Here is a 25,828-nt window from a genome sequence, read left to right on the forward strand (position 1 = left end):
CGCCAGCCGGTCGAGCGGCATCCGGACCGGTTCGGCGGTCGCGACCCACATGTGTTCCCATACGCTCATCGGGCCCCCGTCATCGGCGTTCGTGTCGAGCAGGCCCCCATTCTGCCCACCCGCGTCCACCGCTCAGACGACGCGACGAGCCTCGGCGGCCGCTCGTTCCCCGGCCGCACCGAACTGCCCGCACGTGTCCGCGGTCGCGAACTCCTCGCCTTCGGCAGGGGTCAGCGTCCGCCGAAGACGCGCTCGTCGACGGCCTCGACGTGCGGCGCGTACCGGGCGGCGGCCTGCGCGACGTCCTTGAACGCGGCCGGGCCGAGTCGGACGCTGCGCGAGTCCAACTTGGCGCCCAGGCGGATCGGGGACCCGTCGCTGCGGTGGCCGGGGCTGCTGCGTTCCTCGGCAGTGGGCTCGTGGCGCCCGTCCTCGCAACCGTCGCCGCGCTTCTCGATCCCGACCCGCGTAGTCCAGACCGGGATGAACCCGAGCCAGCGGGAGCGCCTGCGCCACAGGACGATCCGCTGGACCTCGGCCCATGCCAGGTTCACCTTCTTCGAGCGGGCGTAGGTCCCCCGGGTGTCGTCGTACAAGCGGATGCCGCCCGGGCCGAGTGTCGCCGCGGCGGGTCTTGCGAGCAGGTTCCAGGCTTTCATCCCCGGCCAGACCAGGAACGGGACGATGAGCGCGAGGATGCCGAGCCAGGCGGGAACGGTCATGTTGGTCCGCGTGTACTGGTCGCGGTGGTCGACAGGCTCACTACCGGCGCTCACCAGCATCCACGGCAGGGCGACCAGGAGCGCGAGCACGACGGCGAAGAGGACGAGATCGTGGGGCCGGGGCCGTTCGTGGACGGTGACTTCGTTGCGGGATGCGTTCATGCGACGGTCCGGGGCTCGGGGGCGATCTGGGGGCCCATTCTTCCATTCGGCGAGAACCGGGGCGCCGCCGTTCGCGAGCAGTGCCGGCCCCGCCTGAACGAGGCCCTTGCACGGTCTTCATAGACTCCGCGGCGGCGCATGCGTCACCGGTCCTGTGCGAACGTTGACGGGAACATGCGTTTCCCAGGCGATCGACCGACGGCTGCGGTCTCGGGGAGGAGCAGCGATGGAACTTCCAGGGCCGGTGGCGGCTTGGGCGCGCAGAACCGATGCGGCGGAGGGCGAATGGGCGCGCCGCGAAGTCGACTCGTGGGCCCGCGCCGCGGAGTTCTCGCGGCCCTTGCGATGGGGCGAGGCCGAGGCGGCGGTGCTCGCCCGCGACTACGCGCCGCTTCCCGGCTCGCTCGTGTCGAGGACCGTCGGGGTGGTCGCGTGGGTGCTCATCGCGCTCCTGGCGGTGCCGCTGCTGGGAGCGCCGCTGATCGGGCTGGTGCTGGTCGCGCTCGGCGCCGCCCAGGGGAGCCAGGAGGCGGCGGACGGTTGGATTTCGGCGGCGACGTTCATGTTCGTGCTCGGAGTGATCGCCGCCGGCACGGCCCTGAGCCTGTGGCGGGAACGGCGCCGCCGCAGCTCGATCGAGCTGGTCATGAACGGGGTCAACGCGCTCGCCTCTGGCGCCGCGATCGCCGTGCTCGCGGTCGCCGCCGTGTCAGGCGGGCCCTGGCTGCCGCTGCTGATGATCGCCGCCGCACTGCTCTCGGCGGTGGCGTTCGTGCTGGTGCTGGTCTCGAAACCCGAAGGGCGCGCGAAGCGGCGGAAGCCGCCGCGCCGCGGACCGCGCGGCTCCGACAAGCGGGCCCGCGCGCTGAAGGCGAGGAAGCGGCTGCTGGAGGTCCTCGTCCACCGCGGGCTGGCGGACCTCGACGAGGGCGACCGGATCAGGGTCGCCGAGATGCCGCTGGGGTACTGGTCCGAGCTGGACGGCCTCGACGAACGCGAATGGCGACGGGTGCTCGAGCGGCGCCACGTCGGGTGGCGCGACTTCGGCGCGAAGGACTGAGGACCCGCATGCCGAACACCAACGAGATCGAGGAAGTCTGATGCCCGAGGCCGCCGCGATCCAGCCCAACGAATGGGCGACGATCCACGACAACTTCGAACCGTTCGACATCGCGGAGCTGAACCGTGTCGTGCTCGACTACGCGCACATCGAGTTGGCGATGGCGAACCGTTGGCACCGCCGCTCACCGCTGGGCCGGGCGTGCGCGATGACGGGGCGCTGCCTCACGATCCTCGGCCTGATGGCGGCGGTGGCGTTGGGGCTGTTCATGATCGCCGGAGTCGACGGCGAAGCGCTGCTTCCCGTCGTGTGCGCTGGTGCGGGCCTGGGCGGTGTCGCGGTCCTCGGATGGCTCGTGCCGTGGGCGCTGACGCCGTACCGGCAGTGGGACCGGACGTTGTGCGGCGTCTCGGTGATGATGACGGTGATCGCGGCGGTGTCGCTCGGGGCGGTCCTCCTCCGGGACTTCGCGGCGGCGCCGCGATGGATGCTGGCCGCACCGTGTCTGGCGCTGCTCCTCGTGGCGGTCGGCGCGCTCGTCGCGGACTACCGGTTCCGGTCCACCGCGAAGCCGCCGGCGGTCGACGTCGGGTCGTTGTCGCCGGGGGAGATCGAGGTGCTCTTGGCGGTCCGCCGGAGGGCGCTGACGATCCTGCGGTCTCGCAACGTCGTCTCCTACGCCGACTTCCCGCGGTTCGACGACGCCCCGCTCGATGCGCCCCCAGTGGGCGGCGTCTGACCGGAACGCCTTGACCAGCGCCAACGTGTTCGGATAAGCGTTCGGCACCTCCGCAGAGTCGGATGCCGAGCATGTGAGCGGTCATCGACCTGATGACCGCTCACATGCCCGTTCGATCGGCGCAGCGCCTGCGAATTCGACCCGGCCGGGGCGCCGGGCCGTTTTCTCGGTCTCTTCGCCGTTCGGTTGCGGTGCAGGTCTTCAGATCCGTACCAGCATCTTGCCGATGTTCTCGCCGCGCAGCACGCCGAGGAACGCGGCCGGAGCGTTGTCCAGGCCCTCGACCACCGTCTGCTCGGTGTGCAGCGAGCCGTCGCCGAGCATGGGCACGGCCTTGCCGATCCACTCGCCGAACAGGTGCAGGTACGAGGTCACCAGCATGCCCCGCAAGGTGGCGTCCTTCGCCGCGAGCGTGAACAGGTTCGCGGGTCCGTGCACCGGGCCGGTGGCGTTGTACCCGCTGATCGCGCCCACCATCGCGATGCGCCCTCCCGGGCGCAGGGCGTCGATGGCCGCGGTCAGGTGGTCGCCGCCGACGTTGTCGACGTAGACGTCCACGCCGCCCGGGCTGCGCGAAGGGTCTACGGCGTCCTCGACAACTTGGGCGGATCCCAACTGGCCGAGGCGTTCCTGCGGCTCGAGGACGACGGCGTCGCCCAGGCGATCGGGAAGGCCTCCCGGGAACCGACGGTGATCGACTTCGAGCTGGCCCGGATGCGGTCGGCCCGCGGGCGGATCGAGAACTTCAACCTCAGCACCCCGCTCGGCGACGACCTCGCCCACCTGGTGTCACTGCTCGCGGCCGGGGCGTCGACCTCCAAGTGGGCTGGCGCGGCGGCTGGGACCGGGCGGACGAGGCCGCGGCCGCGCTCCTGGGACGCCGAGTGCCGGGGAAGGCGATCCTCGACCTGCCGTGACGCCGAACCCGGTCCCGCTCAGGGCGCTTCCGGTTCTTCGCGCCCGGCTCCGCATGGTCCGCCGAGCCGGGCCGTACGGGTTCGAACTGCGAGAACGCGTCCGGCGCCTTCTCGGCGGGCCGCGCCGGCGGTCAAGGCCGGGCGAGGCCGGTCCTCCAGGCCCACGCGGCGATGCCGACGCGGTTGCGGGCGCCGGTCTTCCGCTGGGCGTTGGCGACGTGGGTCTTGACGGTGCCGGCCGAGATGAACAGGTCCCCGGCGATCTCGGCGTTGGACTTGCCCTCCGCCACGAGCCCGACCACCTGTCGCTCCCGTTCGGTCAGTTCGGTGTCGGCTCCGGCGGTGGACGCGGGTGCGGCGGGGTCGGCGAACCCGGTCAGGAGCCGGAGGGTGAGCGAGGGGCTGATGAGGGCGTCGCCGGCGGCCGCGGCGCGGACGGCCTCGACGAGCAGGGCGGGCCCGGAACGTTTGAGGATGAATCCCGCGGCGCCCGCGTCCAGGGCGGCACGGAGGTACTCGTCGTCGTCGAAGGTGGTCACGACGACGACTCTGGGCGACCCCGCCGCGTTCGGGCCGTTCAGCCGCTTGAGGACTTCGATGCCGTCGAGCCTCGGCATGCGGATGTCGGCGAGCACGACGTCGGGGAGGTGCCGCCGGGCGGCGGCGACGGCGGCCTCGCCGTCGGCGGCCTCGGCGACGACCCGCATGTCGGGCTGGGCGTCGAGGATCATGCGGAAGCCGTGGCGGACCAGGTCCTGGTCGTCGGCGATGAGGACGCGGATCGTCACAGCGGCAGCACGGCGCGCAGGCGCCAGGTCCCGTGGCCGGTCGGTCCGGCCTCGAACGTCCCGCCCAGGCCCGCCACGGTGACCGCGAGCTGGCGGATCCCGTGGCCTCCGGAGTCCCGGCCCCGGCCGTCGGCGGGCGGCTCGGCGGCGAGGTCGTTGACGACCTCGACGCTCAGCGAGGAGGGCAGTCCCCGCAAGGAGATGCGGACCGCGGCGGCGGGCGCGTGGCGGTGCACGTTGGTGAGCGCCTCGGTCACGATGCGGTGCGCGAGCGTGCCGGTCGTGTCCGCCAGCCGCCGCCCCGAGAGGGCGGGATCGATGTCGAGGCCGGTCCTCGTGCCGCTGGCCTCCTCGAACCGTCTTGCCAGGGCGGCGATGTCGGCGAAGTCGGCGCCGGGGTCGCGCAGGAGCGCGTCGTGCTCACGCAGGAGGGCCACGGTCCGGTCCAGGGAGGCGAGCGCCTGCAGTCCGGCGGTCTCGATCCGCGTGAGCGCGGCCAGGGCCTGGGCGGGTTCGCGTTCGCCGACCGCTTGGGCCGCTTGGGCTTGGACGACCATCCCGGTCACGTCGTGCGCCACGTAGTCGTGCAGGTCGCGGGCCAGTGCGAGCCGCTGGGCGCGCTGGGCCTCGTGCACGGCGCGTTCGCGTTCGCCCCGTTGTCGGCGCAGGTACCGGCCCGCGGCGGCGGCGGCCGCGGCGAGCGCGCCCCACACCAAGGCCAGGACCACGAGTTCGGCCGGGTCGGACGGCGGGTCCATGCGCAGCCCCAGCCGCAGCGGGGACAGGGCCACCGCGAGGACCGCGAGTGCGACCGCGGCCGCTCCGGATCTCGTTCCCGCGCTTCGCGATCCCGACAGCACCAGCGCGAGCAGCAGCGCGGTCTCGGCGACCCACCAGGCCGCGGCCCGGTTCGACACCGCTCCGGCGTATCCGGCCGTCGCCGCGATCGACACCGCCGCGCAGAACGCCAGCGCCGAGGGCGGTGCCGGGCGGCGCGGCCAGGTGAGGACGAGGACGGCCGCCGCGGCGGGGGCGGCCGCGGCCCAGCTCGCGGTGAACGCCTCCCATGCCGCGAGGGAGACGAGGACCGCCGCGCCCGACCACCGCGCCGCCGACTTGACCCGCTCCCCCATGGAGAGCAAGTGTAGGGGCGATCGGCGGCGGCGACCTCTGCCGATCGGCAGAGGTCGGCGGCCCCGGCCGTGCCGGAACCGGCCTTGCGGGGATAGCGGCGGCGGCCCGTCCCCGTCAGGGTTGAGCGCATGATCGAACTGCGAAGACGACACCGATACCGTTGGCCCGCAATCGCCTTGGCCTCACTGCTGGCCCTCGGCGCGGGTGCGGTGGCCTGGGAGGCCGCCGCCCGCCCGGCCCGGGCCCTGCTCCTGGCGGACACGAACCGCGACGGGCAGGTCACCGCCGCCGACGCGGCGGGCAGGGGCGAGTGGACTCCGGGCCGGGGCGCGATCGTGGTGCCCAACCTCGACGACGACCTCCAGGCCTGCCCGAGCCTCGCCCCGGACGGCGAGCGACTGAGCGACGACGCGCTGGCCGCCTGCTCCGACGGCGCCGACGAGGTCGTCAACGGCGCGGCCGACCTGCTCGACATGGCGCCGTTGCGCATCGGGCCGAAGCGCGGACTCGGCGCCGGCGCGACCGCAACGGTCGCGGTCGACGGACCGGCCGGCGACGCGGCACGGCTGTTCGTCCAGGGCGGCGACGGGGACTACTCGATGCTCGGCCCCGACGACCCGATCACCGCCGATCGCCTCAGGGACGGCGTCGACCTCGTCCTCGAAGCCACCGGATTCGCCGAGACGGACGCCGGGTTCATCGACGTGGCGCTGAGCGTCCGCGACGGGAGGACCGTCGAGACCGACCGGGTCCGCATTCGGATCGCGCCGCTGCTGCTGGCCCACGATCTGGCCCCGATCGACCGGTTGATCGTGTCCGACAACGGCACCGCGGTCGAGGACGCCGAGCGGCACGGCTACGACCCCGCCGCGTCGCCCCCGCCCGTCCATGAAGGCGAGGCGGCCTTCCGCGAGGACCTGGTCGCAGGGCTCGAATCGGCCGGGCTCGAAGGCCGCTTGACGATGTACCCGACCGGCGACGACCGGTGGATGCGCGACCAGTTCATCACCGGGTACGCCTCCATGCCGGGGCCCGGCGGGGACCCGCACACGCTGACCGTGGTGCTGCGGTCGGCCGTCGTCGACCCCGAGGGCAGCACCCCCGAGTTCCCGCTGCGCGACGCCGGACGGCCGGCGTTCACGCTGCTGCAAGGCCCCGACACCGCCGTGGTGCAGACCTACAGTCCCGAGCGGGTCGGCCAGGACGAGTACAACGCGCTGTGGGGCTCCTTCAGCTCCACCGGCAATGTCATCGTCGCTCCGCCCCACGCCGCCGGCGACGGTGCCCGGCCCGCCGGCCGCGTCCTGTACGGCTCTGACGGCGGCGAGGCCGCCCCCGACCCGGCCTTCGTCGACTTCCTCGCGGCGCAGGCCGACCAGGATCCGCTGGCGATCGACACGAGCTGGCTCGGCGTCGGCCACATCGACGAGTTCCTCTCGTTCACCGCCGCCGACAACGACCGCGGGTGGGCGGCGGTCGTCGCCGACCCGGCGCTGGGCGCGCGGCTGCTCGAAGCGCTCGTCGACGACGGGCTGGGGGGCCAGGGCCTCGTGCAGGGCGCCGCGCCCGACGGCGCGGACCTGACCGTCGCGCAGGCCCTGGAAGCACCGGAGATCGTGGAGGGCAACCGGATCGCGGCCGAGGGCATCGACGCGGCACTCGCCGTGCTCGCCCGGGAGCTCGGCCTCGGCGAGGACGAGATCGTGCGGGTCCCGGCGCTGTTCACCGAACTCGTCATCGAGGGCTACCCGCGGCAGGACATCGTGGCGAACCACATGCCCGCCATCGTCAACGGCGTCGAGACCGGCACCGGCGCCTTCCTGGCCATCCAGCCCCACGGACCGCTCGACGCCGCAGGGCGGGACGTGTACGCGGCCGCCGCCGAAGCGGCCTTCGCCGACGCGGGCAGCCGGATCGCCTGGGTCGAGGCCTGGGACTACGGCCACGCGGTCGGCACCGTGGGCGGCGAGATCCACTGCCTCACCAACAGCATCCGCGACCAGACCGGGACCGCGCCCTGGTGGCGGAACTGACCCGGTCCCGGGTCCTCGGCCAGACCGAGGGCCCGGGCCCCGCGCTCTGCCGCCGATCCCGCACGGGAGGTCCCAGGCTGGGACCACCGGATGCCCGGCACGCCCATCGAAGCGCGCGTCGGGCCCCGGTGCGTCCGGCCTGGGCGACGGCGCCGATCCCGCACGGGCGGGAAGCCCTGAGGGCCTAGGCCCTCCAGGACCGGCGGGGCCTGAGTTCGAGGTCGGGCACGGCCGGCGGGTACGGCGGGTACTGCTCGACGAGGCCCTCCCAGACCTCGTTCGGGATCGCGAGCCCCGCATCGATCATCGCCGCCCCGTGCCACAGCCCGATCCCCTTGAGGGCCTTCGCGGTGCTGCGGCAGATCTCCTCGTTGAGGAACGCGAACCGCTCCTCGGCCGCGTCCCGCTCCTCCAGCTCCGCCGGACCGGTCGCGTCCTCCAGCCGGTCCAGCACCGCTCCCAGCCGCTCGCACTCCTCCATGAGCGCCAGCACCGGCCGGAACCCCGCGGCGACCTCCCCGTCGGTCAGCTCGTCCATGCCCCGCCCCCTTCGGAACGGACTCTAGACGCGGGCCGCACGTTTCCCGGCACCGGCTTCTCGGAGGACCGTTCGCAGCCGCTCCGGGCGGACGCCCGAGCCCTGCGGCCGATCGTTGCAGCCGCGGGCGGAGTGCGGCGGCGGCGTCGGGTAGCGGCCACCGGGCCTCCCGAACACCACGTGGCCCTCCACGGCGATGCCGGTCGGCCCGGTCCCGGACGGCGCACCGCTAGCCGGTGGCCGTGAACAAACGCGGCAGGAAGTCGATCAGCGACTTCTGCCAGACGTCCCAGCCGTGCGGACCGGCGACGATGGGTGCGAACTCGTGCTCGACGCCGCTGCGCTCCATCGCCGCGATCAGTTCGAGGGTCGCGTCGTACGTGAAGTCCTGCCGGTCGCCGGAGTACACCCGGATCAGCTCGGTGCCGGCGTTGACGGCGTCGACGTCGGTGCCCTCCGGCGGGCCGCCGAAGGCCGACATCGCACCGATGTAACCGAACTCGCCGGGGTGGGCCCAGAGGGTGCTGAGGGTGTGCCCCGAGCCCATCGACAGGCCCGCCAGCGCGCGCCGGCGCGGGTCCGCGCTCACGTTGTACAGCTCCTCGGCCGCCGGGGCGATGCGCGTGGTCATCTCGGTCGGGAAGTCGACGCCGTTGCCGTTGGCCATCACCACGACCATCGGCACCGTGCCGCCCTGCCGGTGGTGGTTGTCGAGGATCCGGTGGGCGTGGCCGACCTCGATCCAGTCCGTCCACGTCTGCCCGCCGCCGTGCTGCAGGTAGAGCACCGGGTACGCCTCGGCGCGGTCGGCGTCGTAGTCCGGCGGCGTCCACACGTAGGCCGAGCGCTCCTCCCCGCCGGCGGTGCTGGTGTAGTGCATGACGCCCACCTCGCCGCGCTCGCCGGCGGGCGCCTCCGCGGTGTACCGGCCGCGGAGGGTGTCGCCGGCGACGGTGAACGTGCTCCACGCGGGTTCGGAGAGCACCGACGTCGGGTTGCCCTCGTCCTTCTGATCGACGCCGTCGACCTCGAACTTGTAGTAGTACGAACCGCCCTCGAGCCGCATCGACAGGCGCCACGAGCCGTCGTCCTGCTCGACCATCGGCGTGCGCGGCCAGCTTCCGGCCGGGCCGAAGTTGCCCCAGACGGTGACCCGGGAGGCGTCGGCGAACTCGGGGCCGGCCTCGAAGGTGACGACGCCGTTCTCGTCGACCCACGGGGTGGGCGTCGTGCCCGGCGCGGGGACCTCGCGGGCGGTGAAGGGGAGGTGGCCCTCGCTCGGACCGTGCTCGTCGACCGGCCGGAACAGCCGCTGGGCGAAGTCGTGCAGGCCCGCCCGCCACGTCTCCCACACGCCGCCGGTGGCGGGGTTCGATCCGTCCGACTGGAACTCGACGCCCGCCTCGGCGAACGCGGCCTCGAGTTCGACGATGCCGTCGTAGGCGGGGTCCGTGGCGTTGCCGCCGTACACGCGGATCAGGTCGGTGCGGTGGTTGATCTGACGCGCCTTGCCGTGGCCGATCCTCTGGTCGAAGCCGCCGGAGAAGGATCCGACGTGGGCGAACGCCCCCGTGGCGGAGACCAGCGTCTCCAGCGCCGTCCGCGCTCCCCGGCCGATGCCGGCGATGGCGCGGGCGCTCGGGTCGGCGGCGACGCGGAACGCCGATTCCACGGCCGGCACGAGTTCCCTGAGGAGGTCCTTCTTCACCGAGAGGCCCTCGCCGTCGGCCATCACGACCACCATCGGCTCGGCGTCGCCGTCGAGCACGAGGTTGTCGAGGATCTGCTTCAGGCGGCCCAGTTCCACCCACTCGCGGTGGCTCTGGCCCTCGTCCTGCAGGAGGTAGAGCGTGGGGTAGGGCTCGGCGCGATCGGCGTCGTAGCCCGGCGGGGTCCAGACGAGCGCCTCGGACCCCGCGCCGCCGCCGTACTCGATCGTGCCGAGCTCGCCGCCGCCGGCGGCGTCGGCCAGCCACTCCGCGCCCGGTCCGGGCACGAACAGGGTGCTGAGGTCCGGCTGCGCCGTGACCTCCGGGTCGGTCTCCGGGTTGCGGAACGTGACGGCCTCCTCGCCGGGGGCCGGCCGCACCGCGTACTGGTAGTAGTACAGGCCGGGTTCGAGCGGGCCCATCGTGGCGACGCGGTCCGCCTCGCCGTCGGCGTTGAACTCGGTCCAGGCCCTGCCCGGTCCGAAGTTCCCCTGCACGGTGACCTGGCCGTCCTCGACGCCGGTCACCTCGGTCACGACCTCGGCGGGCACGGTGAAGCGGTACACGTTCGCCACCGGGCTGTCCGGCACCTGCGCCACCCACGGGTCGCCGCTCGCGGCGGTCGCGGCGGAGGGCACCGCCAGGAGGGCGCCCGTCCCCACCGCCACGGCGGCGAGCACTGCGGTCCGGGGGCGGTCCGGTGGGACCGCCGGTCGTGCGTGGGACTCCATCATGGTCGAATTCCTCTCGCGCGTCGCTTCTCGAACGGCCGGGAGGGACGACCGGTCCAAACACACCACTATGTTTATATGTCGATAAATCAATGTAATTTACCGGCCGTCCCCGCGCAAGCCCTCATCGGCGCCCTGGGCGGCGTGAGGGCCCGGCCCGGCGAAGTCGCAGCGGCCCAGGGCGAGACGGGGTCCTCACGCGGCCCGGGTCCGGGCCGCGTGCAGCCTGGCGGGGCCCCGGGCCGCGCCGGCGGGCTCGAACCACATGGAGAGCCGACCGCATTCGCAGCGGGCGTACACGACGGTGCCGGTCGAGGTGCGGTGGCGGGACACCACGTTCAGGACCTCGCTCATGCGCAGTTCGCACAGGGGGCAGGGGTCCGCGGTGTGCTTCTCGTTGCTCATAGGCCCAGTCTTCGCCTAGAATCGTTCGGGAACAACGAAGGTTTTCGCATCGGATCTTGTGGAGTTCCCGAATGATCGATCCCCGGTTGCAGACGCTGCGCGTCCTGCGGTCGCACGGCACGGTCACCGCCACCGCCCTCGCCCTGCACCTCACGCCGTCCACCGTCTCGCAGCAGCTCAAGCAGCTCGCCCACGACAACGGCGTCCGCCTGCTGGAGCCGAACGGCCGCCGCGTGCGCCTCACCCCGGCCGCGGAGACCCTGCTCGCGCACGCCGACCTGCTGTACGCGCAGTGGGAGAAGGCCAAAGTGGACCTGGCCGCCCTCGGGGAGGGCCGCATCGGGAGCCTGCGGATCTGCGGCCTGTCCAGCACGGTCTCGGCCTTCGTCGCCCCCGCCGCCAAGCGGCTGCGCGAGGCGCACCCGGGAGTGCGGCTGCACCTGGCCGCGGTCGAGGCGGTCGAGGCCTTCAGGATGCTCGAGTCCGGCGACGCCGACATCGCCGTCGTCACCCCGCACGACGCCACCCCGCCCCTCGGCGACCCCCGGTTCGAGCAGGAGTTCCTCGTGGACGACGTGGAGGACCTGCTGGTCCCGGTCGACCACCCGCTGGCCGGGCGCGCGGGCGTGGCGCTGGCCGAGGCCGCCGACGAGGAGTGGATCGCCATGCCCGCCTGCCTCGACCAGTACCAGCTGTTCACGAGCTCCGCCGCCGCGGCGGGGTTCACGCCCGACGTCGCGCACCGGGCCGACTCCTGGACCAGCATGTCCGGGCTGGTGTGCACCGGTTTCGGGGTGGGCCTGTACTCCCGGCTGGTGCCCGTCCCGGTCGACCACGCCGTGGTCCGGGTGCCGATCCACGGCCACCCGGTGCCGACCCGGCCGCTGTTCACCGCGGTGCGGCGCGGCAGCGCCGGACTGCCCGCCATCGCGAACGGCCTGGACGCGATCCGCGAGGAGGCCGCCCGCGAACGCTCCTACTCCCCGGTGGGCGGCCGCAGGCGCCCGCGGGAGGGCGAGCCGGGCTCGGCGGTGCAGACCGGGAGGACGAGCCCCGGGCCCGCGGTCGGTTCCATCTCCTCGTAGTCGACCTCGCACCGCCCCTCGAGCGGGTCGCCGAGGGGTACGCGGCCGTGGACGGGCGCCGCGCCGTCAAGGTCCTGCCGCGCCCGTGACGGCTCGGCGGGACCAGGACGGGGGCTGTCACCGTCGCGGGGGATGATCGGCCCGTGTCCGATCCCACCGCCCGCGCGCTCAGCCTGCTCAACCTGCTGCAATCGCACCGGCACCGGCCCGCCCCCGAGCTCGCCCGGCGGCTCGGCGTCACGGTCCGGACCGTGCGGCGCGACGTCGGGCGCCTGCGCGGCCTCGGCTACCGCATCGACTCCGCGCCGGGCTCGTTCGGCGGCTACCGGCTCGAGGCGGGCGCCGCGCTGCCGCCCCTGCTGCTGTCCGACGAGGAGGCGGTCGCCATCGCGATCGGCCTGCGCCTGGTCGCGGCGGGCCGCCTCAGCCGCGGCGCCGAGTTCGCGCTGTCGGTCCTCGCGAAGCTCGAGGCGGTGCTGCCCGCCCGGCTGCGCCGCCGCGTCAAGGCCGTGGGCCCCCAGCTCGGGCCCGAGGCGGGGCGCGACGGGGCCTCGACCGAGGTGCTCGTCGACCTGGCCCTGGCCTGCCGCGACCGCGAGCGCGTGCGGCTGCGGTACCGGCCGGACGGCGGCCGGGAGCAGGAGCGGCGGGTCGAACCGCACGCGCTCGTCCCGGCCGGCGGCGACTGGTACCTCGTCTGCTGGGACCTCGACCGCGCCGACTGGCGGACCTTCGGCGCCGCCCGCCTGGCCGGCGTCGAGCACCTGCGGGTCGGGTTCGCCCCGCGCGCGCTGTCGCCGCGGCGGGTGGAGGGGTTCGTGGCCGTCGCGCGCACCTGGGGGCCGCGCGTCCAGGAGGCGGCGGCGATCGTGGAGATGCCGCTCGCGGCGTTCCAGGACGCCCTCGGGGAGTGGGCGCGGGGCGCGACGGCGGCGGGGCCGGGAAGGACGCGCTGGCCGGTGGGCGGCTCGAGCGCGCGGGACGTCGCCTACGGCCTCTCGTGGCTTCCGGCGGGCACGCCCTACCGGCTCGAGATGCCCGACGCGGAGCGGGCCGAGCTGCGGGCGCTGCTCGCGCGCACGGCCGACGCGCTGGACCGGTGAGGGCACCGGTCCAGCGGGTCGCGGCCGTCAGGCGCGGGTGTCGCGGAGCGCGCCCATCGCCTCGTTCAGGGTGGCGTGGACGTACTCCAGTCCGGGCGTGGCGAAGGCGCTCCAGTCGGTGTCCTCGCCGGTGCCGGACCGGTCGGCGTCCTCGGACCAGTCCTGCTCGGCGCCCGGGTCGTGCCGGTAGACCCACCACAGGTTCCCCGCCGGGTCCTGGAACCGGGCGAGGGTGTCGCCGAAGAAGTCGGTCGGCCGCGTGACGACGCGCCCGCCGAGCCGCTCCGCCCGCGCGAGGACCGCGTCGGCGTCGTCGACGTACACGCGGATCAGCGCGGGGGTGAACGGCCAGTCGGGCTTGCGGTCGGCGACCGTCAGCAGCGAGTCGCCGATCCGCAGTTCGGCGTGCAGGATCAGCCCGTCGGTGTCGAGCGTGCGGGCCTCGGGCACGTCCTCGGCGTCGAAGACGGCGGTCAGGAACCCGATCAGCTCCCCTGCGGCGTCGGCGACGATGAACGGGTTGACGGTGTTCGAACCGGCCGGGACGGCGGGTGCGGTGGCCATGGCGTTTCCTCTCGTACGGGGATAGACGACGCCATGGTCGCCCGCGACCGGGACCGATCCTGTCCGCATCGGGAACGGGCGCCGAAACCGGGGCCGGGATCACCGGCGGCGGGTCCGGGCCCCGGGTCTCCGGGGCGGGCTCACGCCGCTTCGGCGAGGACGTCGGCGATCATCCGGTGCCCTTGCGCCTCGAAGCGCTCGTCGCCGATCCGGTGGGCCCAGCACGCGGTGGCGATCGCCGAGCGGACGCGCTGGCGCAGCCAGGTCCCGGGCTCGCGCGGGTCGGCGCCGTAGCCGGACAGGAACGCCGCCTCCGCTCCCGGGTGGCGGCGGAACTCGTTGACGGCGAGCCGCTCGAAGTCCTCCGCCGCCGGGCGCAGCGCGGCCCGCCCGAAGTCGATCACCCGCAGCACGCCGTCGTCCATCAGCCAGTTCCGGCACTGCCAGTCGCCGTGCGTCGGCACGCAGACGGCGCCCTCCCGCGGCCAGGACCGGACCATGGCCGACAGCGCCGCCACGGTCTCGGGCGCGACCCGGTGCGGTCCCTCGAACCACGCCAGCGCCTTCGCGTCCATGCGGCGCTCATAGTCGGCGTCCGCGAACGCCGCCTGGTCGTGGTGGACGCGGAGGAGCTCGCCGGCCTGCACGTAGGTGTCCGTCGCGGTCTCCGCCGCGGTCCCCATGACGAGGGTCCCGGGCAGGTACTCGGTGACCAGCAGTTTGGCCTCGGCGTCGGCGTGCAGCATCCGGGCGGCCCGGCCGAGCCGGACCCACGGCCCGGTCCACTCCCGGTGCGCCGCGATCTCCCGCTCGATGTGGTGGTCGCCGGGGCCGCCCGCCTTGACGACGACGGTCCTGCCGCCGGTCCTGGCCCGCAGCACCGTGGTCTCGACCAGGTCCCAGCTCATGTCGGCCTCGACCGCCGCGTCGGGCAGCCAGGCCTCGAGCAGCTCGAGCTGGCGGGGGGAGAGTGCGCTGAGCCCGGGGTTCACCGGGACGAGGATAGTGCTTCGTCGCCGGGGCGGTCCGGCGGTCTCGGCCCGCGAGGGACGAGACCGCCGCCCGTCTCAGTCGGTCCCGAGGACGGCGGTCACGCGGATCTCGACGCGCATGCCCGGCGCGCCGAGGGCGGGGACGCCCGTCTGGGTCCAGACGGGGGCCCGGCCGCCCATGCGCTCGCGGAACTGCTCGGTCATGACGCGGGTGGGGCGGTCGCCGATGAACCCGGGGTCGTCGGGAATGTGGTACGAGTTCACGTGCACGACGTCGCGCCAGGTGGCGCCGGCCGTGGCGAGGGTGCGCTCGACGTTGTCGAAGGCCCGCACGATCTCCTCCTCGAGGTCGTCGGGGAACTCGATGTCGTCGTTCCAGCCGCCTTGGCCGGAGATCTCGACGCGGTCGCCGATGCGGACGGCCTGGCTGTATCCCAGCAGGTCGCGCATCTTGTCGCCGTATCCGGGGGTCACGAAGAATTCCGGCTCGCCCATGGTGTTCCCTTCACATTGACTTCATCCTTGAAGTGAATCTATCATATTGACTTCACGGTTGAAGTCACGCCCGCTCGGTATAGTGCCGCCATGGCCACCAGCGCGACCCCCGACTCCCCGGACGAGACCCTGTGGCTCGACGCGGCCGAGAAGGAGACCTGGACCGCCCTGATCTCGCTGATCCTCTCGCTGCCGGGGCGCCTGGAGGCGCCCCTCCAGCGCGAGGCGGGCCTGACGCTGTTCGAGTACCTGACGCTCAGCCACGTCTCCGAGGCCCCCGGCCGGCGCCTGCGGATGAGCGAGCTCGCGTTCCTCGCCAACGGCTCGCTCTCGCGCCTCTCCAACGTGGTCAAGCGCTTCGAGCAGCGGGGCTGGATGGAGCGCTCGCCCGACCCCGACGACGGCCGCTACACGATCGCGTCGCTGACCGAGGCGGGCTACGAGACCGTGGTCGCCGCCGCCCCGGCCCACGTCCGCGCCGTGCGGCAGGTCGCGCTCGACCGGCTCGGCGCCGACGACCGGCAGGCGCTCGTCCGCATCGCCGAGAAGCTGCGCGCGCGGCCCGCCGAGCTCGACTGAGGCCGCGCCGACGGCCCCGCCCGGCGGCCCCTGGCCTGCGCTCACCTCCCGCTCAGCCGCGCCGTCAGCCAGTCGGCCGCCGCCGGGAGCCAGTCGGCGCGGACGTTGCCGAGGAGGTGGTCCCCCTCGGGCACCGGCAGGTACTCGCCGCGCGGCGCCAGCCGGGCCAGCGGTTCGCCGTTCACGACGCCGGGTATGGCGTCGCGGCCGCCGTCGACCACCAGCAGCGGGCCGCCGATGCGCGGCGCGAGCCCGGCCAGGTCGACCCGGTCGGCGAACTCGCGGGCGGCCCCGGGGCCTCCGGCGCGGTCGGCGAGGGTCCCGGTCACGAACGGCGGCAGCGCGTCCCAGTCCAGCCGGAACGGGCCGCTGACCGTGACGGCGGCGGCCGCCCGCGGTTCGAGCGCCGCGCTCTCGGCGGCGAAGTAGCCGCCGAGGCTGAGTCCGACCAGGCCGATCCGCTCGGCCTCCAGCGCGTCGGCGACCCGGGCCACGACCCGGTGGTAGTCGGCGCGGAGCACGGTGCCGGCGGCGAGGACCCCTTGGCCGGGGCCGTCCATGGCGAACACCGTCGCGCCGTGCCGCAGCAGCGCCGCGCAGACGTCGTGGAACTCCTCCTTGCCCGAGTCCATCCCGGGGACGACCACGACCGGGCTCGTGTCTCCCGGGCCGCGGAGCCAGCCGGCGAAACCGGGGCCTTCGATCCGCTTCGCCCCGGGTTCGGCCAGGGCGAGGGCGCGGCCCATGGCCCGGTCGGCCGCGGCCGCGTCCCCGGCGTTCCCGCGGCGGCCCCGCCCGGGGGCGAGGGTGGCGAAGTGGAACCACCGGGCCGCCGTCCGGCAGTGCTCGGCGGCGCTGACCGCCGAGGCGGCCCGGTCCGCGCGGGCGAGGTGGGCGCGCGCGATGTCCGCGAAGCGCTCGGGCCACTCCTCCAGCGCGGCGAGTCCCTCGGTGGCCCTGCGGTACTCGTTCGGGTCGAGCCCGGCACCGGTGGCGCGGCTGAAGTTCGCCTCGGCGAACGGTGCGGCGTTCACCGGGCGCCCCCGACCGTGAGCACCGCGTTGCCGCGGATCCGGCGCTCCCGCAGGTCGACGAGGACCGCGGCGGTGTCGGACCAGTCGGCGGTGCGGCCGATCTCGGGGTGCAGGCGCCCGGTCGCCACGAGCCCGACCAGCGTCGCCAGGTCGTCGCCGTAAGGGGCTCCGGCGTAATGGAAGTGCCTGATGCGGGCGTTCTCGGGCCCGTCGAGGAGGGAGAAGAAGTCCAGCACGGCGCTGCGCCCGCCGGCCTGGCCGAACCAGATCAGGGTGCCGCCGGGGCGCAGCCGGGCGAGCGCCGCCGGGAGCGCCGCGCCGCCGGTGGATTCGAGCACCGTGTCGAAGGGCCCGGTCGCGTCGGCGAGGTCGTGGACGACGCGCGCGGCGCCCAGTTCGGCGAGGCGGGCGCCCCGCTCGGACGTGGCGGTCACGGCGGTGAGCTCGGCCCCGGCGCCCGCGGCGAGTTCGGTGACGTAGTGGCCGACCCCGCCGGAGGCCCCGGTCAGCAGCAGCCGCCGGCCCGTGACGGCCCCGGCGGCGCGCAGCAGGCGCAGCGCGGTGATCCCGGCCAGCGGCAGCGCGGCCGCCGCGACGGCGCCGATCGACTCCGGCAGCGCGGCGAGGGAGTGGGTCGGGACGGCCGCGTACTCGGCCCATCCCGCGGCGGGCGGGTGCCCGACGACGCGGGTGCCCGCGGCGGGCCCGGAGCCGTCGGCGGCGGCCTGGACGACCAGGCCCGCCACGTCCTTGCCCGGGCGCAGGCCGGGGGCGGGGTCCTCCAGCAGGAAGGTCTCGCCCCGGTTCACGGAGAACGCCTCCACCCGGACCAGCGCCTCGTCGGGGGCGGGGAACGGCTGCGGGTCGGCTCGCAGTTCGACGGGCCGCGCCGGCTCGCCCGTGGGGATCAGTCGCTTCATGTCCGCAATGCAAGCCGCGGCCGCGCCGGGCGGCCAACAACCGGTGCGGGCCGGCGACAACCGCCGGTTGTCGCCCGTGCTCACCGCCTGGTTAGGTGGGGGCATGGATCCCGATCTGGCGCAGGTCCGCGCGTTCGTGCTCGCGGCCGAGGAGCTGCACTTCGGCAGGGCCGCGAAGCGGCTGTCGATCTCCCAGCAGGCCCTGTCGAAGCGGATCGGCGCCCTGGAGTCGCGCCTGGGCGTGCGGCTGCTCGACCGCGGCGGCCGCGGCGTGCGGCTGACCGGGCCGGGGGCGCGGTTCCTCGGGCCCGCCCGCAGCGCCCTGCGCGCGGGCGAGGCGGCCGTCGCCGCCGTGCGCCCCGCGCACCGCCCGCTCCGGATCGACGTGTGGGGCCACCTGTTCGCGCCGATGCGGACGCTGGGGCGGGTCGCCGAGCACGGCGAGCACCTGGAACTCGAGCTCGGCCACGGGCGCGACCTGCCGGGAGTGTCGGCCGCGCTCCTGCGGCACCAGGTCGACGTCGGCTTCGGCCGCCTCCACCCTCCCGTGGACGAGGGCCTCGCCCACCGCCTCGTGCGGCTGGAGCCGGTCGACGCCGTCCTCAGCGCCGACCACCCGCTGGCGTCGGAGCCGCACCTGCGGCCCGATCAGCTGCGTGGGAGTCTGCTGTGGACGCCCGGGCCGCCGGAGCGGCTCGACTTCCTGCGCCGCTTCGCCGACCGGTTCGGCATCGAGCGGCACACCGGCGGCGTCAACCTGGGGCTCGACCACTTCGCCGCCCGGATCGCGGCCGACCCGGCCTGCTTCTCCCTGTTCCCGCCCGACTGCCCGCTCCCCGACGTCCCCGGCCTCCGCTCGGTCCCGCTGCTGGAGCCGACGCCGCTCTACGCGTGGTCGCTGGTGTGGCGCCGGGACGACCCGCCCCGCCTGCTCGACCCGCTGCTGGCCGCGTTCGCCGACCAGGCCCGCCGCAGCCGCTGGCTCGAGTACGACCCGGACCGCGACTGGCTGCCCTGAGACCCGTCACCGCGTCCGCGGCGCGGGGGCCTTCTCGCGCATCCGGTTCCGGACCAGGACCCCGGTGCGGTGGGCCAGGAGGATGAGGGCGAGCCCGTTGAGGGCGTGCACCAGGAACAGCGACTGGCCCCAGAGCGTGCCGGGCACGTTGACGAGCGCCATGCCGTGCTGGAGCAGCACCAGGAGGGCCCCCAGGGCGGTCAGCCGCGCGATCGCGGCCCCGGCCCGCGCCGCGAGCGCGAGGAGCACCGCGGCCGCGTAGAGGTACAGCAGGACGTCGCCGTTCATGAAGTGCAGGTCGAAGCCGTCGCCCAGGCCGCCGCCGTAGCCGACGCCGAACCCGGCCAGGGCGAACTGGACGACCAGCAGCGCCAGCAGCAGCATCATCCAGACCCGCAGGACCGCGGTGAGGACGGGGCTCATGCGGGGACCTCGCTTCCTCGCGCCCGCAGGGCGCGCTTCGCGTCGACCGCCCGCTTGGCCAGGCGGGCGACGGCCAGCTGCACCACGAGGATGCCCAGGCCGTTGAGGGCGTGCAGGGCGATGCCCACGCCGCCGCCGACGCCGTCGGTGCCGAAGCCGTAGGCGAACGCGCCCTGCATGAAGACCATGAAGGCCGACAGGACCGTCAGCAGGACGGCCTTCCAGCCGGGCCGGGCGAGGAGGGCGAGGACGACCGACAGCATGAGCCAGAAGATGAGCATGCCGCCGTTGCCGACGTGGACGATGAAGCGCATGATCCGCTCGTCGCCCGTGGTGACGGCGCCCCATCCGGCGAGTCCGACCTGGAGCACGAGGAGGACCACGACGAAGCGCGTCCAACCCAGGAAGAGCAGTTTCACCGCGGCCGCCCCTCGGATCGCGGTGGGCGGCACCGGGTGCCGATGGCGCTTCGAGCGCTTCGCCGTTGCATGCGGCCGAGTCTGCCGCCGCCCCCGCCCGCGGGCATCGGCTCGGGGATGTCGATCGGCCTACTCCGCGGGAGGTAAGGCGGCGGCGCGCCGTACCTCCCGCGGGTGGACCGCGGGGTCGCCGCGGTTCCCGATCGGCGCCTCGATCGCCCGCCGTGCCTCCCGCGGGCGGACCGCGGCCACGGCCCGCCGCGGCGGCTCGTCCGCGCAGCGCGGGGAGCGGCGCGCTCGCGGCGCGGCTCGCGGGGGCGCGGTCACCCGGCCGCCGGGGGCTCCGCCGCGGGGAGCCGGGCGCCGATGAGCGCCAGGTTCTGGATCGTGGCCAGGCCGCACTGCGCGGCGTCGTTGGTGTACAGCGTCCGCGACTCGTCCACCGGGGACAGCACCTCGGGCGGCAGGATGCGCGCCGAGCGGAACGCCGCCTCGCCCGCGAACTCGCCGCCCGTGAAGTAGGCCCGCCACGCCCGGTCGGCGAGCGCCTCGTCGCCCAGCCGGTTCGCCGCGTACGCCGCGAGCCGGGAGTGCGCCTGCTCCAGGTTGAAGCCCGAGGCGGCCTCCCCCAGCTCCGCGACCCGCTCCTCGGGCTCGGCCAGGTAGAGGCGGCAGTACTGGAGCCACGCCTCCTTGAACCCGGGGGCCTCGACCTGGCCCGCGTCGATCAGGGCCACGAGCTCGCTGCACACCTCGACCAGCCCGAACACGGCCGACAGGTGCGAGACGGCGACGCGGTCGCGCGCGGTGTCGAACCGGCCCGTGTCCAGGTCGTACAGGGCCTCGCCGGTGAAGAAGCCCTTCGGCAGCGCGCCGATGTCGCGCATGGTGCCGAGCAGCCGGTCGCGCGACCGCTCGTTCCCGGTGATCTCCCAGTCCGCCAGCCAGGTCGCCGCGAGCGCGCTCCAGTCCGTGCCGAGCCCGACGGCGAGCGCCCGCCGCTCGGGCCGGTAGGTCGCGGCGTCCGCCCGCACCTTGCGGGTGGGGTCGACGGCGAGGAAGGTCGCGTCGGAGTCGCGCAGCTCCAGCATGAGGTCGCGCGTGTGCTCGTCCGCGGTGAGGAAGTAGTGGCAGCGCCGGTAGGCGGGGGTGGAGATCCGCAGCTGCTTGGCGCTGCACCCCCAGTGCTGGACGTTGTGCCTGGTGCCCAGGCCCTTCCAGGGCCCGGCGTGGTAGACGTCCACGTCGCCGGTGTGGCGGGTCATGCGCTCGGCGAGGCGGAACACGTCCGCGCGGCCGGTGCGCAGGAACGAGGTCCACAGCCACAGGTCGGGCGACAGCTCGGAGTTGTCCCACGCGTACCCGCCCACGTCGTAGCGCCAGGTGTGCCGGTCGGCGTCGTAGGCGTGCATGACGTCGCCGAAGTTCCAGAACCCGTACCAGGACCGCTGCGGGACCTGGCCCGCGTAGAAGTCGAGCATGAAGTCGAGCCGGTCCTCCAGCGCCGCGCGGCGCGGGTCGGCGCGGTCGGGGAGGTCCCAGTCGCCGAGGACGCCCGCCGCGTGCAGGGCCTGCGGCTCGGGCACCAGCTGCGGGCGGACCGCGGTCCCGCGGGCGAGGCGCGCCAGCTCGGCGACGGGCGGCGTGGCCGCGAAGGGGGTCACCGTGAGCTCGTGGGTGCGGCCGATGCCGTGCGCGGTGCCGAACCCGGGCTCGTAGTCCTCGTACGTGATCTCGAGGGCCTCGAGCTGGTCGGCGTAGTCCTCCTGGCCGAGGCCGTCGTGGTAGAACCGCAGGTCCATGGGGGCGGCGTCGGGCGACCACAGCCAGGTGGTGAGCGTCGCGGCGCCGGAGGCGGCGCCGCGCACGTCGAGGCCGGTGGGGTGCGACTGCCAGAACCCGGTGAGCCCCACGGCGAGTCCGCCGCCGGTGTCGCCGACGTAGGCGAGGCCGTCCGCGCGGGTGCCCTGGGCGACGTCGATCCAGGGCCGGTCGGCGGCGGTGCGCTTGTGGAGCGTGTAGCCGTTGGCGCCGAGCTGGCGCAGCGAGTAGTCGCTCCACAGCGGGATCCAGCGCGCGAGGTCGGCGACCCCGCGCTCCCAGGTCTCCGGCGGCGGCGTGGGCCGCCCGTCGAGCTGGGCGGCGCGCACCTCGGCGCCGGGGTCGCGGCGCATCCCGGTCAGGCCGCGCACGGCCTCGCGCAGGAACCCGCCGTCGGCTCCGGCGATGCGCACGTGCCGGTCGTGCGCCTCGGCGCGCAGCGGCACCGTGAACTCCAGCCCGAGCGAGGAGAGGAAGTCGCGCTCGGGGTCGCCGTCCCACACGAAGGAGTGGACGAGCCTGAACGTGGGCGCGCCGGCCGCGAACACCAGCCGCGCCGTGAACGGCAGCCATTCGCGGCCGGTGTCGTCGCGGTGGACGCCGGTGACCTTGAGGACGGCGCGCACCGGCCCGTCCTGCTCCACCTCGCAGCCGGTGACGTGCCCGACGGCGCGGATGCGGCCCCGCACGTCGGGTTCGGGGTGGTCCTGCCTGCTGGAGACCAGCCTGCCCGAGACGGCCGCTTCCACGGGGCCGACCGAGACGGACCGCACCAGCTCGGGCCCTTCGGCGGCCACCACGACCTTGTAGGCGCCGTTGCGGACCGCGTAGCCGCCCGCGACGGGGAGGACGTGGAGGCGGTCGGCGCGCCGATCGGCCTCGGTGCGGCGCACCACCCGGTAGCCGTGCGCGGGTTCGCGGTCGGCGCCGAGCGCGACCCCCGCCCACTTGACGCTGCCGTCGGGCCAGGTGGCGAGCGGCCAGGTCTGGGCGCGCACCGGCGCGCCCGCGTCGTCGCGGACGGCCAGGTCCGCGGTGTCGAGGACGGCGCCGGCGGTGAACGGGACGCCGCAGGCGGCGCCGCCGATCGCGAGGTCGGGCGCGGCGTCGTCGAGCCAGCGCAGCGGAACGTCCACAGTGGTGTCATTGGCGGTGTCGGTCGGTGCGTTCGTCATGGCAGTGCGGTCACCTCGAGGTTGCGGTAGTGGGCGGTGAGGGGCGACATCTGGCGGAAGCCGATGCGCCCCGCGCCCAGCGGCTCGTCGTCGTGGAAGGCGAAGAGGGTCAGGCCGTCGATCGCGAAGGACACCAGGGCGCCGCGCTTGACGACGCGGAGCCGGTAGTGGCCGTCGGCGTCCTCGGCGCCCGGCAGCGGGTCCGCGCCCTGGGCGACCAGGCGGAAGCCGGGGCTCTTGCGCAGGTTGCAGGTCCGGAAGCGGCGCTCGTCGGGCCATTTGCGGCGCAGGTAGGAGACGTGGAGCGTCGAGACGTCCCCCGAGTGGTACTGCGGGTAGCGCCCGGTGCGCGGCGCGAGCGACGGGTCGAACAGGTCGCGTCCGCCCGTGCCGGTGGCGGCGAAGAAGAGCATGGCGAGGCCGTCGCCGCCGAGCGGCCTGAAGTCCCACTCGATCGCGATGTCGGGCCCGAACACCTCGGGGCACCAGTACGTGAAGTGGGCCCGGTCGCCGCGCCCGGCGGCGGCCAGGGCCGCCTCGTCCGCGGTGCTCGACAGCACCGTGCCGCCGCCGGAGTGCCCGACCCCGGCGGGGCCCTCGGCGGTCCAGCCGTCGAAATCCGCCGGGGAGGCGAGCGGGTTGCGGTAGACCGTCACGGCCGGACCAGCCACTTGCCGAGGGGCGCTTCGTCATCGCCCTCGCCGCGCAGGGTCCGCAGCTCCTCGGCGACGTACCGCGCGACGGCGGCGGCCCCCGCGGTCGTGAAGTGGGTGTTGTCCTTCGCGAGCTCGTCGTCCACTGCGGCGCCGACGGCCGCGGCGGCGCCGTGGACGAACAGCGCGGCCGAGTCGGCCTCGCCGAGCCACGTGTAGAGCCACCGCGTGAACACGGTGAGGTCGATGACCGGGACGTCGAGTTCGCGTCCGAGGGCCCGGACCGCGGCCGGGTAGGGGCCGTGGGAGTACCGGAGCGCACCCGCCGCGCCTTCCGCGGGACTGTCGAACATGCGGCGCTCGACGCTCGTGGCCAGGACCGGTGCCGCCCCGGCCCCGCGGGCCTCGGCGACGAACTCGGCGAGCCGCAGGCGGTACCCGCCGTCGGCGGCCAGCGCCTCGGGCTCCTTCTGGTCGTTGTGGCCGAACTGGATCACGACGGTGTCGCCGGGCCGGAGCTCGGCGGCGAGCGCCGCCCACCGCCCCTCCTCGCGGAAGGACGCGGTGGTCGCGCCGCCCTTGGCGTGGTTGCGGACCGCTTCGTCCGTGAACCGCTCGAGTTCGTCGCCCCATCCGAGGAGGGGCAGGTCGGGGCGGCCGGCGGTGGCGCCGCCGTCGGTGGGGGCGACGGTGGAGTCGCCGGCGAGGTGGATCGTCATCAGCCCTTCACGCTCCCGATGAGCATGCCTTTCGCGAAGTGTTTCTGGAGGAACGGGTACGCCAGGAGCACCGGGATCGTCGCGATGATGACCACGGCGAACTTGATGCCCTGGGCGGGCGGCGGCACGTCCGAGTTGAGCTCGTCCGCCGAGAGCGACGCGGCCGCCGTCACCTGGCGCAGGATCATCTGGAGCGTCCACTTGCCGGTGTCGCTGAGGTACAGCAGCGGCGACAGGTAGTCGTTCCAGATGCCCACGGCGTAGAACAGGGCGAACGTCGCCAGGACCGGCTTGGACAGCGGGACGACGACGTGCCGCAGCACCTGGAGCTCGTTGGCGCCGTCGATCTTCGCGGACTCCTCGAGCTCCTGCGGGAGCTGCTGGAAGAAGTTCTTGATGATGATGAGGCTGAACGGGTTGATCGCCATGGGCAGGATCAGCGCCCAGTACGTGTCGAGCAGCCCGAGGTCCTTGACCACCAGGAACGTCGGGATCATGCCGGCGCTGAAGACCATCGTGAAGACGACCAGGCCGAGTACCGTGCGCCGGCCCGGCAGGTCGGTCTTCGACAGGGGGTAGGCCATGAGCACGGTCAGCGCCAGCTGGACCAGCGTGCCGACGAAGGTGACCGCGACGGTGGTCGCGAACGCCCGCACGATCACGTCCGAGGACAGGATCGACTCGTACGAGGTGGTGGTGAACTCGTTCGGCCACAGGAAGAACGGCCGGGTGGTGATCTCGAGCTCGGTCGCGAACGACCCGGCGAGGACGTAGACGAACGGCAGGACGGCGAGCAGCCCGACCACGGTCAGCAGCACGATGTTGAGGACGTCGAAGGCGCGCCCCGCGCGGGTGTTGAACCGCTTGTGGTTGGTGGAGGCCATCAGAAGATCCCCTGCTGGTTGAAGCGCTTGGCGAGCCAGTTGGTGCCGAAGATGAGCACGAGCCCGACGATGGCCTTGAACAGGCCCACCGCCGTGGCGTAGCTGTAGGCGCCCTGCTCGATGCCCGCGAAGTAGACGTAGGTGTCGAAGACGTCGGCGACCGTGCGGTTCAGCGAGTTCGACATCAGGTAGATCTGCTCGAACCCGGTGTTGAGGATCTGGCCGGTCTGGAGGATGAGCAGCACCATGATCGTGGGCAGGATCGAGGGGATCGTGATGTGCCGGACGCGGTGCCAGCGTCCGGCGCCGTCGATGACCGCCGCCTCGTACTGCTCCTGGTCGACCCCGGCGAGCGCCGCGAGGAAGATGATGGTGCCCCAGCCGGTGTTCTTCCAGACCTCCTGCATGAGGATCAGCGGCCGGAACCAGTCGGGGTCGGCGAGCATGTTCGCGTCGGATCCGGACAGCCACCCGAAGAACGTCCACAGCGGACCGTTCCCGATGGCGAACAGCAGCGCGGTGATCGAGACGACCACGGTCCACGACAGGAAGTGCGGGATGTACACGAGCGTCTGCACCGTGCGCTTGAGGACCTGGAGGCGCAGCTCGTTCAGCAGCAGCGCCAGCACGATGGTGAGCGGGAACGCGATGAACAGGGTCAGGGCGGCGACGATGAGCGTGTTGGTCAGCAGCCGCAGGAAGTCGGGGTTGGACAGGAACTCCCGGAAGTGGGCCAGGCCGACCCATTCGCTCCCGTCGACGCCGAGGAACGGGATGTAGTTCTTGAACGCGATCCGGGCCCCCCACATGGGCCAGAACCGGAACAGGGCGAAGTAGAGCACGCCCGGCAGCATCAGGAAGAACAGCCACCGGTACCGCGCCATCGCGCGCAGGCGCCGGCGGGCGGACGGGCGCGGGGCCCGCGCGGCGGGGGGTTCGCGGTCGACCTCGAGGGCGGTCGTCATCGCAGCTCCTAGGGGGTCGGGGTGCGGGGCCGGGTGCCGGC

Annotated in this window: 26 protein-coding genes; 7 read left to right on the forward strand and 19 right to left on the reverse strand. The window is 74.1% G+C overall.

Translation table 11 applies throughout. The annotated features are described in order from the left end of the window. Positions 1 to 230: 230 nt before the first annotated feature. Positions 231 to 884: a hypothetical protein gene (locus tag LO763_RS26995; protein WP_230791210.1), complete on the reverse strand. Its 654-nt coding sequence runs from the start codon at positions 882 to 884 to the stop codon at positions 231 to 233. 226 nt (positions 885 to 1,110) lie between these two features. Here LO763_RS26995 and LO763_RS27000 point away from each other — a divergent pair, with 226 nt between their 5' ends. Next, positions 1,111 to 1,944: a hypothetical protein gene (locus tag LO763_RS27000; protein ID WP_230791212.1), complete on the forward strand. Its 834-nt coding sequence runs from the start codon at positions 1,111 to 1,113 to the stop codon at positions 1,942 to 1,944. A 40-nt stretch (positions 1,945 to 1,984) separates the two neighbouring features. Next, complete coding sequence (locus tag LO763_RS27005) at positions 1,985 to 2,683, forward strand: hypothetical protein (protein ID WP_230791214.1); 699 nt, start codon at positions 1,985 to 1,987, stop codon at positions 2,681 to 2,683. Positions 2,684 to 2,884: 201 nt separating this feature from the next. Here the strand turns inward: LO763_RS27005 and LO763_RS27010 are convergent, their stop codons facing one another. The 3 genes from LO763_RS27010 to LO763_RS27020 all read right to left on the reverse strand — a co-directional run bounded on the left by LO763_RS27010 (position 2,885) and on the right by LO763_RS27020 (position 5,521). Continuing rightward, positions 2,885 to 3,466, reverse strand: a complete 582-nt coding sequence (locus LO763_RS27010) for a zinc-binding dehydrogenase (protein ID WP_230791216.1) — start codon at positions 3,464 to 3,466, stop codon at positions 2,885 to 2,887. Positions 3,467 to 3,731: 265 nt separating this feature from the next. Then, entirely contained in the window at positions 3,732 to 4,388 is a 657-nt protein-coding gene (locus tag LO763_RS27015; protein WP_230791217.1) for a response regulator, read from the reverse strand. Next, a complete protein-coding gene (locus tag LO763_RS27020; protein WP_230791221.1) occupies positions 4,385 to 5,521 on the reverse strand; it encodes a sensor histidine kinase in 1,137 nt (378 codons plus the stop codon). Before LO763_RS27020 ends, LO763_RS27015 begins: the two co-directional genes overlap by 4 nt. A gap of 177 nt (positions 5,522 to 5,698) precedes the next feature. On the opposite strand from LO763_RS27020, the gene LO763_RS27025 reads away from it, so the two are divergent. After that, positions 5,699 to 7,555, forward strand: a complete 1,857-nt coding sequence (locus LO763_RS27025; RefSeq protein ID WP_230791222.1) for a protein-arginine deiminase family protein — start codon at positions 5,699 to 5,701, stop codon at positions 7,553 to 7,555. Positions 7,556 to 7,739: 184 nt separating this feature from the next. Here LO763_RS27025 and LO763_RS27030 read toward each other — a convergent pair whose 3' ends face one another. The 3 genes from LO763_RS27030 to LO763_RS27040 form a co-directional block, all read right to left on the reverse strand. Then, positions 7,740 to 8,093 carry a hypothetical protein gene (locus LO763_RS27030; RefSeq protein WP_230791223.1) on the reverse strand — a complete coding sequence of 118 codons (354 nt, stop codon included), beginning with the start codon at positions 8,091 to 8,093 and terminating at the stop codon, positions 7,740 to 7,742. A 229-nt stretch (positions 8,094 to 8,322) separates the two neighbouring features. Then, positions 8,323 to 10,536, reverse strand: coding sequence for an alpha/beta hydrolase-fold protein (locus tag LO763_RS27035; protein ID WP_230791224.1), 2,214 nt, complete (start codon positions 10,534 to 10,536; stop codon positions 8,323 to 8,325). A 192-nt stretch (positions 10,537 to 10,728) separates the two neighbouring features. Continuing rightward, on the reverse strand, positions 10,729 to 10,938 hold the full coding sequence (locus tag LO763_RS27040) for a hypothetical protein (RefSeq protein ID WP_230791225.1): 210 nt from the start codon (positions 10,936 to 10,938) through the stop codon (positions 10,729 to 10,731). A 71-nt stretch (positions 10,939 to 11,009) separates the two neighbouring features. On the opposite strand from LO763_RS27040, the gene LO763_RS27045 reads away from it, so the two are divergent. Continuing rightward, positions 11,010 to 12,023, forward strand: a complete 1,014-nt coding sequence (locus tag LO763_RS27045) for a LysR family transcriptional regulator (RefSeq protein ID WP_230791226.1) — start codon at positions 11,010 to 11,012, stop codon at positions 12,021 to 12,023. Positions 12,024 to 12,166: 143 nt separating this feature from the next. After that, the gene (locus LO763_RS27050; RefSeq protein WP_230791227.1) at positions 12,167 to 13,126 is read left to right on the forward strand and encodes a helix-turn-helix transcriptional regulator; all 960 of its coding nucleotides are present in this window, start codon (positions 12,167 to 12,169) and stop codon (positions 13,124 to 13,126) included. A gap of 27 nt (positions 13,127 to 13,153) precedes the next feature. Here the strand turns inward: LO763_RS27050 and LO763_RS27055 are convergent, their stop codons facing one another. From LO763_RS27055 to LO763_RS27065, 3 genes are all read right to left on the reverse strand, one after another. Beyond that, a complete protein-coding gene (locus tag LO763_RS27055) occupies positions 13,154 to 13,690 on the reverse strand; it encodes a VOC family protein (protein ID WP_230791229.1) in 537 nt (178 codons plus the stop codon). A 140-nt stretch (positions 13,691 to 13,830) separates the two neighbouring features. Beyond that, entirely contained in the window at positions 13,831 to 14,682 is an 852-nt protein-coding gene (locus LO763_RS27060; protein WP_230791231.1) for a phosphotransferase family protein, read from the reverse strand. 75 nt (positions 14,683 to 14,757) lie between these two features. After that, positions 14,758 to 15,177, reverse strand: a complete 420-nt coding sequence (locus LO763_RS27065) for a Rid family hydrolase (protein ID WP_230791233.1) — start codon at positions 15,175 to 15,177, stop codon at positions 14,758 to 14,760. A 90-nt stretch (positions 15,178 to 15,267) separates the two neighbouring features. Here LO763_RS27065 and LO763_RS27070 point away from each other — a divergent pair, with 90 nt between their 5' ends. After that, positions 15,268 to 15,756: a MarR family winged helix-turn-helix transcriptional regulator gene (locus LO763_RS27070; protein ID WP_230791235.1), complete on the forward strand. Its 489-nt coding sequence runs from the start codon at positions 15,268 to 15,270 to the stop codon at positions 15,754 to 15,756. A 41-nt stretch (positions 15,757 to 15,797) separates the two neighbouring features. Here the strand turns inward: LO763_RS27070 and LO763_RS27075 are convergent, their stop codons facing one another. Both LO763_RS27075 and LO763_RS27080 read right to left on the reverse strand, forming a co-directional pair. Then, complete coding sequence (locus LO763_RS27075) at positions 15,798 to 16,790, reverse strand: alpha/beta hydrolase family protein (protein WP_230791236.1); 993 nt, start codon at positions 16,788 to 16,790, stop codon at positions 15,798 to 15,800. Continuing rightward, complete coding sequence (locus tag LO763_RS27080) at positions 16,787 to 17,710, reverse strand: zinc-binding dehydrogenase (RefSeq protein ID WP_230791238.1); 924 nt, start codon at positions 17,708 to 17,710, stop codon at positions 16,787 to 16,789. The genes LO763_RS27075 and LO763_RS27080 overlap by 4 nt, the downstream gene beginning before the upstream one ends. A 103-nt stretch (positions 17,711 to 17,813) precedes the next feature. On the opposite strand from LO763_RS27080, the gene LO763_RS27085 reads away from it, so the two are divergent. Then, positions 17,814 to 18,728 (forward strand): LysR family transcriptional regulator, encoded by a 915-nt coding sequence (locus LO763_RS27085; RefSeq protein ID WP_230791240.1) that lies wholly within the window; start codon positions 17,814 to 17,816, stop codon positions 18,726 to 18,728. 6 nt (positions 18,729 to 18,734) lie between these two features. Here LO763_RS27085 and LO763_RS27090 read toward each other — a convergent pair whose 3' ends face one another. The 7 genes from LO763_RS27090 to LO763_RS27120 all read right to left on the reverse strand — a co-directional run bounded on the left by LO763_RS27090 (position 18,735) and on the right by LO763_RS27120 (position 25,787). Beyond that, complete coding sequence (locus LO763_RS27090; RefSeq protein WP_230791242.1) at positions 18,735 to 19,151, reverse strand: hypothetical protein; 417 nt, start codon at positions 19,149 to 19,151, stop codon at positions 18,735 to 18,737. Beyond that, positions 19,148 to 19,570, reverse strand: coding sequence for a hypothetical protein (locus LO763_RS27095; RefSeq protein ID WP_230791251.1), 423 nt, complete (start codon positions 19,568 to 19,570; stop codon positions 19,148 to 19,150). The genes LO763_RS27090 and LO763_RS27095 overlap by 4 nt, the downstream gene beginning before the upstream one ends. Positions 19,571 to 19,893: 323 nt before the next feature. Next, positions 19,894 to 22,566, reverse strand: a complete 2,673-nt coding sequence (locus LO763_RS27100) for an exo-rhamnogalacturonan lyase family protein (protein ID WP_230791253.1) — start codon at positions 22,564 to 22,566, stop codon at positions 19,894 to 19,896. After that, a complete protein-coding gene (locus LO763_RS27105) occupies positions 22,563 to 23,222 on the reverse strand; it encodes a DUF1961 family protein (protein ID WP_230791254.1) in 660 nt (219 codons plus the stop codon). The genes LO763_RS27100 and LO763_RS27105 overlap by 4 nt, the downstream gene beginning before the upstream one ends. Then, complete coding sequence (locus LO763_RS27110; protein ID WP_230791255.1) at positions 23,219 to 23,938, reverse strand: rhamnogalacturonan acetylesterase; 720 nt, start codon at positions 23,936 to 23,938, stop codon at positions 23,219 to 23,221. Before LO763_RS27110 ends, LO763_RS27105 begins: the two co-directional genes overlap by 4 nt. Further along, on the reverse strand, positions 23,938 to 24,822 hold the full coding sequence (locus LO763_RS27115) for a carbohydrate ABC transporter permease (protein ID WP_230791256.1): 885 nt from the start codon (positions 24,820 to 24,822) through the stop codon (positions 23,938 to 23,940). Before LO763_RS27115 ends, LO763_RS27110 begins: the two co-directional genes overlap by 1 nt. Beyond that, complete coding sequence (locus LO763_RS27120; RefSeq protein ID WP_230791257.1) at positions 24,822 to 25,787, reverse strand: ABC transporter permease; 966 nt, start codon at positions 25,785 to 25,787, stop codon at positions 24,822 to 24,824. The genes LO763_RS27115 and LO763_RS27120 overlap by 1 nt, the downstream gene beginning before the upstream one ends. Positions 25,788 to 25,828 lie beyond the last annotated feature (41 nt).

The organism is Glycomyces amatae, from assembly GCF_020991375.1.
Taxonomy (GTDB): domain Bacteria; phylum Actinomycetota; class Actinomycetes; order Mycobacteriales; family Micromonosporaceae; genus Glycomyces; species Glycomyces amatae.